Annotated in this window: 13 protein-coding genes; 8 read left to right on the top strand and 5 right to left on the bottom strand. The window is 66.7% G+C overall.

The window, feature by feature from the left end:
• The 5 genes from JMF82_RS20495 to JMF82_RS20475 all read left to right on the top strand — a co-directional run.
• Positions 1–1066 (top strand): chemotaxis protein CheA (locus JMF82_RS20495; protein ID WP_201316380.1); only part of this gene is annotated, 1066 nt, incomplete at its 5' end.
• 1 nt (position 1067) lies between these two features.
• Entirely contained in the window at positions 1068–1808 is a 741-nt protein-coding gene (locus JMF82_RS20490; protein WP_201316379.1) for a flagellar motor protein, read from the top strand.
• 12 nt (positions 1809–1820) lie between these two features.
• On the top strand, positions 1821–2933 hold the full coding sequence (gene motD, locus JMF82_RS20485; protein ID WP_201316378.1) for a flagellar motor protein MotD: 1113 nt from the start codon (positions 1821–1823) through the stop codon (positions 2931–2933).
• A 37-nt stretch (positions 2934–2970) separates the two neighbouring features.
• On the top strand, positions 2971–3438 hold the full coding sequence (locus JMF82_RS20480) for a chemotaxis protein CheW (RefSeq protein WP_201316377.1): 468 nt from the start codon (positions 2971–2973) through the stop codon (positions 3436–3438).
• Between the two features lie 273 nt (positions 3439–3711).
• Positions 3712–5616, top strand: coding sequence for an AI-2E family transporter (locus tag JMF82_RS20475; protein WP_201316376.1), 1905 nt, complete (start codon positions 3712–3714; stop codon positions 5614–5616).
• A gap of 75 nt (positions 5617–5691) precedes the next feature.
• Here JMF82_RS20475 and JMF82_RS20470 read toward each other — a convergent pair whose 3' ends face one another.
• A complete protein-coding gene (locus JMF82_RS20470) occupies positions 5692–5997 on the bottom strand; it encodes an antibiotic biosynthesis monooxygenase family protein (protein ID WP_201316375.1) in 306 nt (101 codons plus the stop codon).
• A 160-nt stretch (positions 5998–6157) separates the two neighbouring features.
• Here JMF82_RS20470 and JMF82_RS20465 point away from each other — a divergent pair, with 160 nt between their 5' ends.
• Together JMF82_RS20465 and JMF82_RS20460 are read left to right on the top strand one after the other, a co-directional pair.
• Positions 6158–8401, top strand: a complete 2244-nt coding sequence (locus JMF82_RS20465) for a TonB-dependent siderophore receptor (protein ID WP_201316374.1) — start codon at positions 6158–6160, stop codon at positions 8399–8401.
• A gap of 10 nt (positions 8402–8411) precedes the next feature.
• Positions 8412–9521, top strand: coding sequence for a PepSY-associated TM helix domain-containing protein (locus tag JMF82_RS20460; protein ID WP_201316373.1), 1110 nt, complete (start codon positions 8412–8414; stop codon positions 9519–9521).
• Between the two features lie 67 nt (positions 9522–9588).
• Here JMF82_RS20460 and JMF82_RS20455 read toward each other — a convergent pair whose 3' ends face one another.
• The 4 genes from JMF82_RS20455 to JMF82_RS20440 form a co-directional block, all read right to left on the bottom strand.
• Positions 9589–9957 carry a hypothetical protein gene (locus tag JMF82_RS20455; protein WP_201316372.1) on the bottom strand — a complete coding sequence of 123 codons (369 nt, stop codon included), beginning with the start codon at positions 9955–9957 and terminating at the stop codon, positions 9589–9591.
• Between the two features lie 222 nt (positions 9958–10179).
• Entirely contained in the window at positions 10180–10737 is a 558-nt protein-coding gene (locus JMF82_RS20450) for an OmpA family protein (protein ID WP_201316371.1), read from the bottom strand.
• A gap of 462 nt (positions 10738–11199) precedes the next feature.
• Positions 11200–11397: a DUF3606 domain-containing protein gene (locus JMF82_RS20445; RefSeq protein WP_201316370.1), complete on the bottom strand. Its 198-nt coding sequence runs from the start codon at positions 11395–11397 to the stop codon at positions 11200–11202.
• Positions 11398–11550: 153 nt separating this feature from the next.
• The gene (locus JMF82_RS20440; RefSeq protein WP_201316381.1) at positions 11551–11850 is read right to left on the bottom strand and encodes a hypothetical protein; all 300 of its coding nucleotides are present in this window, start codon (positions 11848–11850) and stop codon (positions 11551–11553) included.
• A gap of 97 nt (positions 11851–11947) precedes the next feature.
• On the opposite strand from JMF82_RS20440, the gene JMF82_RS20435 reads away from it, so the two are divergent.
• Positions 11948–12166 (top strand): hypothetical protein, encoded by a 219-nt coding sequence (locus tag JMF82_RS20435; protein WP_201316369.1) that lies wholly within the window; start codon positions 11948–11950, stop codon positions 12164–12166.
• Positions 12167–12260 lie beyond the last annotated feature (94 nt).

The following is a 12260-nucleotide window of genomic DNA, read 5'->3' as shown; positions in this document are numbered from 1 at the left end:
CGATGAAATCCTGGCGCTGGCCGCCAGCGAACTCGATCGCGTGGCCGACGCGCTGCAGAACGCCGTGCTCGGCATGCGCATGCAGCCGGTGGGACGACTGTTCCAGCGCTTTCCGCGCATCGTGCGCGATCTCTCGCGCCAGCTCGGCAAGGAAGTGGAACTGGTGCAGGAAGGCGAGGGCACCGATCTCGATCGCAGCCTGGTCGAGGCGCTTGCCGACCCGATGGTCCACCTCATCCGCAACGCGCTCGACCACGGCCTGGAAATGCCGGCCGATCGCGAGCGCGCGGGCAAGCCGCGCAAGGGCAAGGTGACGCTGTCGGCCAGCCAGCGCGGCGAACGCATCGTCATCTCCGTGGCCGACGACGGGCGCGGCATGAACCCCGACGTCCTGCGCCGCAAGGCGGTGGAGAAGGGCGTCATCGACGAGGCGCAGGCAGCACGCCTCACCGAAAACGAATGCTACGAACTGATCTTCCGCCCCGGCTTCAGCACGGCGGCCACCGTCTCGGACATTTCCGGTCGCGGCGTGGGCATGGACGTGGTGAAAACCCGCGTGGCCGAACTCGGCGGCACGCTGCAGGTGCGCTCGCAGCTGGGCCGCGGCAGCACGCTGGAACTCGCCGTGCCGCTCACCCTGGCGATCCAGCGCGTGCTGATGGTGCGCGTGGGTGCGCGCCTGCTGGCGCTGCCGCTCAGCAACGTCGAGGAAGTGTTCGAAATGGCGCCGGGCCAGCAACAGCAGCTCGATGGCCGCGTGGTCGCCTCGCATCGCGGTCGCGCGCTGGCGCTGGCCGATCTCGCCGGCTGGGTCGGCGTGAACGATCTGCCGGGCCGGCACGTGGTGGTGCTGCACATCGGCCACCTGCGCCTGGGCTGCCTCGTGCACGAAGTGCTGGGCCGCGAAGACGTGATGGTGAAACCGCTCGGCCCCCTGTTCGAAGGCGTGCCCGCCGTGGCGGGCGCGACGGTCACCGGCGACGGCCGCCTGGCGCTGGTGATGGATCTCGCCGGCCTCGCGGATGCCGACGGCCAACTCCTCCCCTCCCTGAGAGTCAACGCCTGACATGGACCTGGTAAGTCTCATCGGGACGATCCTGGCCTTCGTGGTCGTGATCGTCGGCACCATCCTCAAGGGCTCCAGCGTGGAAGCGCTGTGGAACCCCGCGGCCTTCGTGATCGTGTTCCTCGGCACCATCGCCGCGCTGCTCGTGCAGAACTCGGGCAAGGTGCTCAAGCATGCGATGACGCTGTTTCCGATGGTGTACAAGCCGCCGCAGCACCAGCCCAGCGACCTGATCAGCCGCATCGTCGGCTGGAGCGAAATCTCGCGCCGCCAGGGCCTGCTCGGCCTGGAGCCGCAGATCGATTCGGAAAGCGACACCTTCGTGCGCAAGGGCCTGCAATTGCTGGTGGACGGCAGCGAGCCCGAAGCCATCCGCGGCGTGCTCGAAGTGGAAGTGGATGCGCGCGAGCACCATGACCTCGCCGGTGCCAAGGTGTTCGAGAACGCCGGCATCTTCTCGCCCACCATGGGCATCATCGGCGCCGTGATGGGCCTGATGGCGGTGATGCAGAACCTCGCCGATCCCAGCAAGCTGGGTCACGGCATCGCGGCGGCGTTCGTCGCCACCATCTACGGCGTCGCGCTCGCCAACCTGCTGATGCTCCCGATGTCGGCGCGCCTGAAGAGCCTGATCCACAAGCAGACGCAGATGCGCGAGATCCTGATCGAGGGACTGGTGGCGATCGCCGAGGGTTCGAATCCGCGGCAGATCGAAGCCAAGCTGCAGGGCTATATGCCTTAACCGGATGCCGCCGTGGCCAGGAAGAAGAAAAAACACGAGGATCACGTCAACCATGAGGCATGGGCGATTCCCTATGCCGACCTGATGACGCTGCTGCTCGCCTTCTTCGTGGTGATGTACGCGGTGTCCGTGGTGAACGAAGGCAAGTACCGCGTGATGTCCAACTCCATCATCGAGGCGTTCAACGGCTCCAGCCACGTGATCGCGCCGATGCCGCAGACGCGCACCTCGCCGCACAACGTCGACCCCGCCATGGCCGCGCCGCAAGGCCAGCCCGGCGCGGCGACCACGCCGGTGAACGTGCCCATTCCCGCCAAGCCGCAGAGCGTGCGCGTGATGGACGTGCGCCAGACGCTGCAGGATCGCACCGAGCAGAAGAACCTCGAGCTGATCCGCGACCAGATCCAGCGCGCGATGCAGCCGCTGATCGACAAGCAGATGGTGATCGTGCGCAAGACCACCGCCTGGCTGGAGATCGAGCTGCGCACGGACATCCTGTTTCCCAGCGGCGTGGCGAAGCTGTCCGACCAGGCCAACGGCGTGCTCGACGAGATGGCCGGCATCCTCAAGCCGTTTCCCAACCCGGTGCGCATCGAGGGCTACACCGACGATCGCCCGATCAACACCTCGTTGTATCCCTCCAACTGGGAACTGTCGGCGGCGCGCGCGGCGGCGGTGGCGCGCCTGTTCTCCGAGCAGGGCGTCGAGCCGGCCCGCCTGGGCATCGTCGGCTGGAGCGAATATCGTCCCGCCGCCGACAACACCACCGCCGATGGCCGCAATCACAATCGCCGCGTGCTGATCGTCATCCTCAGCAACGATGGCGCGCCCAAGCGGCTCTTCAACGATGCCGATGGCAAGAACCAGTATGCGGACACCGGCGATGCGATGTCGCCCGCGACGGAAGTGCCCGTCGCGCTGCCGGCCGTGCCCACGCTGTCGCCGGCGGCCCCGGAGGGCGCCCGCGATGGCATCGTGCCGACGAACAAGGTGATCCTCGCCGGGCCTGCGCCCCTGCCACACCCCATGGAAACCACCGGCACGCCGTCCATTGTTCCACCGGCCACGGCCGGCGCGATCACCGTCACGGCGCCTCGCCTCGCCACGCCGGATCGCGGGCCGTGACCACCGTTTTCTCCACCCTTGCAGCGGAGCCGATGTCTTGAGCGACATCCCCAACCACACCACCGATCGCTGGCTGTCGTTCCGGTTGGGCGGACAGCTTTACGCCGCGCCGCTCGAACAGGTGAGCGAAGTGATCCGCGACGGCGAACTCACGCCCGTGCCCGGTGCCGCCGATGACCTGCTTGGCATCCGTCACCTGCGCGGCCGCATCGTGCCGGTACTGGACGGCCGCCGCCGGCTCGGCCTGCCGGAAGCCCACGAAGGCGACCCGGCCGAAGTGCGCCTGGTGATGCTCTCGCATGGCCCGCATCTGGTGGGCCTGCGCGTGGATGCCATCGGTGACCTGGTGCATGCGCAGGGCGTGGAGATTGCACCGCCGCCACCGGGCGGTGCCGTGCGCCATGACGATCCCGTGCACGGCGTGTTGCCGTGGCAGGGCGGTTTCGTCGCCTTGCTCGACGTGCGCCGGCTGTGCCGCCTGCCACTGGAAAGCGAGGCTGCCTAGGGCAACGCGGGATGAGTATCGCCGCCGTCACCCCCGGTGTCTGCGGGTGAAATGACGAGGTGATGTCCGCTGGGCCGGCAGACTGCTCCGCGCGCCTCTTGTCCGCACCCCGCGGTAAAACCCGCGAGCCTTGCCGACATCATGCCGACGGGCATGCTTGTCCAGTGTTGCCCTGACGTTCGCGGCAGGCGCCGCCGGGCTATGCTCTAGGCATCCGGACGCGGCCACATCGCTCCGATCCAACTGCAGCATGGAACGGTGAGGAGAGCACCCATGTCTACCGATGCCAGCACAGCGCCCGCCGCCACGGCCGGCCAGCGTGCGGTCGTGATCATCGCCGCGACCTGCGTGCTGGGCCTGCTGTACGTCGGCCGCGAAGTGCTGGTGCCCATCGTGCTGGCCCTGTTCCTCAGCCTGCTGATGGCGCCGTGGGTGCGCATCTATCGCCGACTCGGCCTGGGCCACGGTTCGTCCGTCCTGATTGCGGTGCTCGCGCTGGTCGTGATCGGCGGCGGGCTGACCACCGTGATCGGCTCGCAAATGCTGTCGATGGCCCGCAGCCTGCCCCAGTACGAGGCGACCATCCACGCCAAGGTGCAGACGCTGCGCACGCTCACGCTCGGCCAGCTGCAGGCGATGCAGGGCGAGTTCGGCAAGGTCATCGCCTCGAGTGAAGGAGCCCCGGAGAACCTGTCGGCCGGCGAGGGCGCCCAGGCTTCCGGAGAGGCGGTCACGCACGGTTCGACGCGCGGCACATCCGCGCCGATGGCGGTGCTTGCCCGCGTGCTGTCCACCGCGTGGGTGCCGGTGGAAACCGCGGGCATTGTACTGGTGGTGCTGGTCTTCGTGCTGCTCGAGCACGAATCGCTGCGCGACCGCTTCATCCGCCTGGCCGGCGGCAACGACCTGCGTGCCACGACGGCGGCGATCAATGACGCGGGCGAACGCCTGTCGCGCTTTTTCCTGTCGACATTCTCGGTGAACTTCGGCGTCGGCATCGCCATCGGCGTGGGGCTATGGTTGCTGGACGTACCCAATGCGCCGTTGTGGGGCGCGCTGACGGCGGTGCTGCGCTTCGTGCCCTACATCGGCGTGTGGCTGGTGGCGGCGCTGGCGGCATTGTTCGCCGCCGCCGTGGTGCCGGGCTGGACGTTGCTGGTGCTTACGCTTGCCTTGTACATCGTGATCGAGCTGATCGTTTCGCAGCTGGTGGAACCGTTTCTCTATGGCCACACCACGGGGCTTTCGCCGCTGGCGGTGGTGGTGGCGGCGATCTTCTGGAGCTGGCTTTGGGGGCCCGTGGGCCTGGTGATGTCGACGCCGCTGACGTTGTGCCTGGTGGTTGCCGGCCGTCACGTGCAGGCGCTGGGCCTTCTCAACGTGCTGCTGGGTGATGCGCCCGCGCTGACCATGCCGCAGCGTCTTTACCAGCGCGCGCTTTCGGGCGATGCCGGCGAAATCATCACCGAGGCGCGTTCGTTCCTGAAACGCCGCTCCTTCGCCGCCTATTGCGACAACGTGCTGTTGCCGGCGCTGCAATTGGCCGGCATTGATCTCAGGCGCGGCGTCATCGGCGCCGAACAGCAGGGCACGGTGCGCGAAACCATCGTCACCGTCGTCAGCGCGCTGGGCAACGAGGGGCAGCGCCATATGCGCTGGCGTCGCCGCACCTCGGTGCTGGACGACGTGAGCATCGGCCGGCGCCTGCGCCAACAACGCGAGGACATCAGCGGCCGCTGGCAGGGGCCGCTCACGGTCGCGCCGGGTTCGATCGTGCTGTGCGTCGGGCTGGGAACGGTGGTCGACGACCTGGCGACGGAGCTGCTCACGCGCATCCTGCGTGACCTGCATGTCGACGCGCGCCATGTCTCCGTCGACGACTTCGCCGCGTTCGAGGCCGAGCCTCATCCCGAGGCGACGCCGAACGCCGTGGCGATGCTCTACCTCGTCAGCGCCCAGCTTTCCGCCGAGCAGCAGGGCATGGTCGAGGTGGCCGCGCAGATGCGCGAACGCATGCCCGGCGTGCACATCGCCGCGCTGCTGTTGCCCGAGCCGCTGGCGCAGGCCGATGGCCCCGCCACCACCGAAGCCGACGTCGACGAGGTGCTCGATTCCTTCGAGAGTGCGGCCGTGCAGGCCATCAACCGGATTCCGGAAGGCACCGCGGCCGCGGCGTGATCCGCCATCAGCGGGCCAGCCGTGCCGCGATACCGGGCGGGATCGGGCCCAACCACCGCCTCGATCCGCCAAAAACTACGGTATCGCGTCGAACGCTCCCAGACGCGTCTCCGACAGGGCGAGGCCTTCGAGCTGCGCATCCAGCGTGCGGTACTCCGTGGCGAAGCGACGCTTGAAGTCTTCGAAGGCGTCGCGCGATTCCCAACGGTCCACCGTCAGGTAGCGGGTTTCGTCTTCGGCATCGCGAAGCAATCGGGTTTCGATGAAACCGGGCGCGTGCCGGAACAGTTCGACCCAGGCGCCTTCCGGTCCATACGCCTGTTCGAACCTGGCCGCGTGCGCGGCCGCCAGTCGGAATTCCCACACGATGTCGTAGCTCATGCCGCGCTCCTGCACGCTGTACGGTGGGCGACGCCGCATGGGAGGGCAGGGCGCGCCGCGAGCGGAAGTTTCGCAGCCCTTCGCCTGCGACGCTCGGTCGCTTGATATGAGAATGATTCCTAATTAGCATGCGGCCCCATTCGTAAAAAAATACTGTCCCATGTCCCCCATTCGTTACGCCATCCTGCTGGCGCTGCTCGGCGGTGCCTACGCCGGCGCCGCTTGCGCGCAGCAGGCTGCTGCTCCCGCCTCGGGGTCCGTCGATGACACCCGCAACGCCGCCACGCTCGAGGGCGTCAGTGTCGTCGGCAACTGGCTGGGCGAGGCCGACCGGAACGTCGTGGTGAATCACCCGGGCGCGCGCACCGTGATTCGACGCGAAGACATGCGCGAAGCCGGTGCGGTGAACCTGCGCGATGCCTTGCGCAAGGTGCCCGGCGTGCAGGTGCAGGAGAGCAACGGCACCGGCGGCAGCGACGTCTCGCTCAACGTCGGCGTGCGTGGCCTTACTTCGCGCCTCTCGCCACGTTCCACCCTGCTGCTCGATGGCGTGCCGATCGCGGTTGCGCCTTACGGCCAGCCGCAGGTGTCGATGGCGCCGGTGGCGCTGGGCAACCTGCAGGCGATCGACGTGGTGCGCGGGGGCGGGTCGGTGCGCTACGGGCCGCAGAACGTGGGCGGCATCATCAACTTCGTCACGCGCGATATTCCGCAGGCCTTTGGCGGCGAGGCGGGCGTGCAGCTGCAAGGCGGCGAGTACGGCGGCATCCGCACGCAGAGCAACCTGTTCCTTGGCGGCACCACCCATTCGGGCCTTGGCCTGGCCCTGCTCTACAACGGCTCGCATGGCCCCGGCTATCGCGAGAAGCAGGACAACGAGAGCATCGACGACGTGATGCTGAAGGCGAAGTACGCCTTCAGCCCCACCGACGAGGTCAGCGGCAGCCTGCACTACTACGACGGCCAGGCCGGCATGCCGGGTGGCCTGCGACAGGCCGACTACGACATCGATCCGTTCCAGTCGCGCCGCCCCTTCGACGATTTCCACGGCCGTCGCCAGGACGCCGTGCTGCGCTACAGCCACAAGGACGAACGCCGCAGCTTCGAAGTACAGGCCTATTACACCGAGAGCTTCCGCGGCAGCCACATCGAGACCATCACGCAGAACGCGGCTACCGGCCTGTACACGCACCAGCTCAACGCCTATCCGCGCAACTACCACACGTTTGCGATCGAGCCGCGCTACTCGCAGCTGTTCGACTGGGGGCAATGGACGCATGAGGTCAGCGTGGGCTATCGCTATCTCACCGAATGGATGAACGAACGCACGCTGCGCAACACCAAGTTCGTCTCGCCGCTGAGCTACACGCCGTTCGACAGCGGCGTGTACGAGGCGCCCTACGTACTGTCCGGCAACAACACGGGGTCGAACGAAGCGAACGCCGTCTACCTGGACGACACCATCAACGTCGGCAACTGGACGATCACCCCGGGCCTGCGCTACGAGCGCATCAACAGCTGGTGGCAGGCACACCCGGGCGACACGGTGATCGTGAAGGGACCGACCTTCCGCCGTGAGCACTATTCGCAGCCGCTGCCCTCGCTCAACGTGATCTATCACCTCACCGATGCGCTGAAGCTCTACGCCAACGCGGAGACCTCGTTCGGCGCGCTGCAGTATTTCCAGATCAGCCAGAAGGATTCGAGCAACCAGTTCGCGCGGGGCCTGGAGCCGGAAAAGGCACGCACCTACGAGATCGGCACGCGCTACGACAAAGGCGCGTGGGGCGGCGAAGTCACGCTGTTCCGCATCAACTTCGACCACGAACTGCAGTACGTGGGCAAGCTGCCGGGTGTTCCCGATTCGGTGGACGGCTGGACCAGCCTGGGCGCCACCACGCACAAGGGCATCGAAACCGGCGGCCACGTGGATCTGGGGGCCTACGACGAAGGCCTGCGGGGCTTGAGCCTGTGGGGCACGGCGACCTACACGCACGCCATCTACAAGTACGGCTCGTTCGCCGGACGCGACCTGCCGTTCTACTCGCGTCGCACCGCCAACCTCGGCGTGCGCTACAACCGCGAGGCATGGACGTTCAACCTCGATGCCTTCTCGCAGTCACGCCAGCACTCGCCCGGCTCGCCGAGCTTCGATCCGGCGCATCCCACGGTGTACCAGACGGTGGGTTCGCCCGATGGCGATCTTGGCGATATCCCCGGCTGGACGACGTGGAACCTGCGCGGCGAATACGCCTTCGGTCCCTCGCTGTCGAACCTCAAGCTGGGCGTGGGCGTGAAGAACATCTTCGATCGCCGCTACTTCACGCGCTCCACCGACAACAACGACGGGCTTTACGTGGGACAGCCGCGCACGTATTACGTGCAGGCCTCGATCGATTTCTGATGGAACCCCCATGGAACCTGCCTCGCCACCCACCGCCAAGCGTCGCATGCGCCACGCGCTCAAGACGCTGCACCTGTGGCTGGGGTTGAGTCTTGGCGTGCTGCTGTCGCTGGTGACGCTGGCCGGCGGCGTGCTGCTGTACGAGCAGCCGCTGCTCACAGCCGTGCACCCGGAACTTGCCGGACGCCAAGTGCCGGATATCGCGGCGTTGGGGCGCGCGCTCGATCGCATCCTCGCCAGCGACGAAGGCAAGTCGCTGCGTAGCATCACGCTGCCCGACGACGGGCTGGCGGCTTTCGAAGGCGGCGCGAAGAACGGCGACCGGCTGTATTTCGATCCGACCGATGGCCGGCTGCTGCTCACGCGCGTGGCCAGGCGCGATCCCTTGCTGATCCTGCTCGACTGGCACACGCACCTGCTGGGCGCAAGCGCGGGGGAGACGGTACTCGGCATCGTCGCCTTCAGCGGACTCCTCATGTTGTGCTCCGGGCTCTGGCTGTACTGGCCAGGACGGCGTCGTGCGCTGACGCACCTGCGGCCGCATGCTCGGCCCGCCATCCTGCGCTGGGCAAGTTGGCATCGCCTGGTGGGCGTGGTGGCGTTTCCCTTGCTGCTGGTCACCATCGGCACGGGTACCACCATGGCTTACCGTGGCGCCGTGCGCACCGGTCTCGCCCAGTTGTTCCACGAGCCATTGCCATCCAGACCGCCGAAGATCGACAGCGCCAAGGCAGCCGTGTCCTGGCCGGCGCTGCTGCTTGCGGCGCAAGCGGCCGCCCCGGATGCCGCGATCACCCGCATCAGTCTTCCCGTTCGTGCGGGCAACGCGTTGTCGATGCGCGTGCGCCGGCCTGGCGAGTGGAATCCCACCGGACGCAGCACGCTGTGGCTTGACCCATACACGGTGAAGGTGCTGGGCGGCGAGGATGCAACGCGCCTGGGGCAGGGCGGTCGCCTTGCCAATGCGCTGTTTCCCATTCATTCCGGCGCCGTCGGTGGTGGCCTGTGGCGTACGTTGCTGGCCGTCGGCGCCACGCTGCCCAGCGTCATGCTGGTCACGGGCCTGCTGTTCTGGCGCGCGCGCCGTCGCCGCCCCGCGGCGACGCTTCGGGCCGGCTGAGCATTCCATCCTCGTGACGTTGACGGTGCGCGCGTTCGACAGCGCACCAACGGGACAGCACGACGCGTCAGGACAACCAGTCTTCCGCCTGTTTCAGGCGGTTCTCCGCCTGCTCGACCGTGTAGCTCATGGCGAGCGCGAGGTGCACGGCGTTCTTGGGCGTGAGCTTGTAGGTCTTGACCAGCCCGGCGAGTTCAGCCAGGGCTTCCATGTCGACCCGCGCGCTTTCGATCGCCCGTGCGGTTTGATGCGTGAGCCGCGTGCCCTTGGACACGATGAACAGTCCCAGGGAAAGCGCCGCGTCGGTTGCGGCCTTCGATATCGTGACCGCCATGCTTTCGGGCAACAGGCCGTCGTTGACGGCATCGCTCGCGAGCTCCTTGATCGCGCGAGTAACCGTCAGTGCGTAAGAGACCGGGTGAGCTCGCTGTTCCATGCGGGTTCCCTCGTCGCTTGAGGATGTGGCGCATCTTAGTGCGCGAGGGTGGCGGGTGCCACACATGCCATGAAAGCCAAGTCGCGCCGACATTGCGTTAGCGCAGACGCAAGTGACTGCCGGCGGCTTGTTGCTCCAGGGCAGCGGAACCGTGGCGATGCCGCCGGTTTACAGGGGCAGAAGGCGCTCGTCGGCGAGCGCGCTCTGCCCCTGTTCGAGGCACTACTTCGTCGCGATGGTGAGTTCCACGCGGCGGTTCTGCGCTTTGCCGTCGGCCGTATCGTTGGACGCCACGGGATTCTGCTCGCCGTAACCGTGGGCGGCGACAAGGTCGGGCTTCACGCCCTGGGAGATCATGTACTGCATGACATTGTCGGCGCGCTTCTGCGACAGGATCATGTTGGTGGTGACACCCTGTGACGCCAGTTGAGGGCCGATCGGCGTGCTGTCCGTATAGCCGTTGACGTTGATCTTGTTCTTCTGATGCGGCGCGAGGATGGCCGCTATCTTGGCGATGCTCTGCTTGGCCTGCGCCGATATCTCCCATCCACCCGATGGGAACAGCAGCTGGTCGTTGAGCGACACCTTGATGGCGTCCTGCATGCGCTGGATGCTCATGTCGCGCGACGCGACCTCGGCACCCATGGTGTCGTTGAGTTGCTTGTATTGCGCTTCGAGCTCGGCGTTACGCTGTTGCGATTCGTCGTACTTCTGTTGCGAAACGCAGCCCACCGTCAACAGCGCCGTTGCCAATATGCAGAGTATCGGAGACTTGGTCATTGGATTTCCCCTCCTGCCGTGAAGTTGCGTGGAAGCACCCCTGGTCCTTGAAAGCGTCGCCATCCGTGACGCGGATGTTCGCATCACCCGCGACGGCCGGGCATCCGTAAAACTACGATGTCGGCATGGGAAAACACCTTGATGAGGCGCTTTCACGCCCCCTGGGCCAGGCACGTTGCACGCCGGCCGCCGCCGGGTGGCGGCAGGGTGCCCCGCGCCGGTGAGCCGGGTTGCGTTGCCGGGCGATGCCGGCCGGGCTGGCCGTGCCGGGATTCCCTGGGATCCGGCGAGCGTGATGCGGTGACAGCGCGCGAATGGACGGGCGAGAGAACCGGCGAACCGACTGAAGGCGGCCTGTGTTGCACGCCCTCCCTGCCTATCGAGGCAAGGAAAGAGAACGGCTTGGACTGACTGCGCGTGACGGGCATGGACCCGTCGGTCGTCAGGACGGCACGTGCCCCGTCATGGTTCGCGCGCCAGTTCACGCTCGATATCGTCAGCCGCGGGCCCGACCCTGGCGACGACTTCGCGCAGTCGTTGTTCCGAGATACCGAAGCGTTCGGCCCAGTCGCGACTCTCGTTTTCTTCGGTGATGTCGATGCGCGTACGATTCGCAACGGCTTGTTCGCGCTTGCCGTCGGACCTGATCTGTTCGGGCATGAGAGCACCCTCCTGCGGGTGAGACGTCGGATATCGAGCGGATGGCGCGCATCTCCCGCCGACCGGCGGCGCCGATGCGATGGCAGGGTTAGCCGTGCTGCTTGTTCCGTCAGGCAACGCGGACGCAACGGGCCGACTGCCGCGGTGGCCTTGTCATTCCGGGGCCTTGGTGGGAACGAAGGGCGACACCGGATCGCTCGCCGGAAACGTTTCCTCCAGCGCTTCTTCGTGGTTTTCCGCTTCCTTCTTCTTGCGCTTCTCGCGCTCTTGCGGCGTCTCCGTCTTGTGCGGATCGCCATGGCCAATGTCTTTTCGGTCTCGGTTCGACATGGGATGCACCCCTGCGGCTTGGCGGATGGATCGATGGTCCGATCTTGCGTGTGATGCACGTGCGAACCGGTCGTCACGAAGGATGCGCGGCTTATGCTTGCGTTGCGCACGGCGGGCATTCATGTCCGCGATGCGGCGTGCGTTCGCTCGCATGGCGTGAACGGTCCCTTGTATCGGCGTTGATCGGCCACCGACACGACGTGCCATAGGTTGCATCGCCATGCATTCAGAGATCGTTCCGGGCAAGCCATTTCCGCATGAGGCACGGCCCGATCACGCGAAAGCCGTGCGGCGGCTCTCCGGGCTGCCAGGCGGGCCGCGGATGGGTATGCAGGCTGTGCCGGAACCAGCCGTGACCGAAAATGAGTGCGTGTCTCACCCAGCATTCGTGCTGCTCTGCATGGGCTGGATCAGGTTGTCGATCGCGCTCTACTCGTAAGACCGCCTGAGATCCCGCATGTCGTCATGCCCGGATTTGACCGACACGTAGGCGGACTGAACGGCGAGGCGCGCGACCATGCCGATCTTCCGGT

The organism is Dyella sp. EPa41, assembly GCF_016586165.1.
Lineage (GTDB): Bacteria > Pseudomonadota > Gammaproteobacteria > Xanthomonadales > Rhodanobacteraceae > Dyella.
Note: the sequence above shows the minus strand (reverse complement) of the source record. Positions and strands in the feature narration are given on the sequence as shown.

What these genes read in the sequence shown, in the direction of transcription:
- JMF82_RS20465 (WP_201316374.1), top strand. Translation starts at nt 6,158, where the DNA reads ATGTCCCCCATTCGTTACGCCATCCTGCTGGCGCTGCTCGGCGGTGCC.
- JMF82_RS20490 (WP_201316379.1), top strand. Translation starts at nt 1,068, where the DNA reads ATGGACCTGGTAAGTCTCATCGGGACGATCCTGGCCTTCGTGGTCGTG.
- JMF82_RS20440 (WP_201316381.1), bottom strand. Translation starts at nt 11,850, where the DNA reads ATGAATGCCCGCCGTGCGCAACGCAAGCATAAGCCGCGCATCCTTCGT.
- JMF82_RS20470 (WP_201316375.1), bottom strand. Translation starts at nt 5,997, where the DNA reads ATGAGCTACGACATCGTGTGGGAATTCCGACTGGCGGCCGCGCACGCG.
- JMF82_RS20475 (WP_201316376.1), top strand. Translation starts at nt 3,712, where the DNA reads ATGTCTACCGATGCCAGCACAGCGCCCGCCGCCACGGCCGGCCAGCGT.
- JMF82_RS20450 (WP_201316371.1), bottom strand. Translation starts at nt 10,737, where the DNA reads ATGACCAAGTCTCCGATACTCTGCATATTGGCAACGGCGCTGTTGACG.
- JMF82_RS20445 (WP_201316370.1), bottom strand. Translation starts at nt 11,397, where the DNA reads ATGCCCGAACAGATCAGGTCCGACGGCAAGCGCGAACAAGCCGTTGCG.
- JMF82_RS20435 (WP_201316369.1), top strand. Translation starts at nt 11,948, where the DNA reads ATGCATTCAGAGATCGTTCCGGGCAAGCCATTTCCGCATGAGGCACGG.
- JMF82_RS20460 (WP_201316373.1), top strand. Translation starts at nt 8,412, where the DNA reads ATGGAACCTGCCTCGCCACCCACCGCCAAGCGTCGCATGCGCCACGCG.
- JMF82_RS20455 (WP_201316372.1), bottom strand. Translation starts at nt 9,957, where the DNA reads ATGGAACAGCGAGCTCACCCGGTCTCTTACGCACTGACGGTTACTCGC.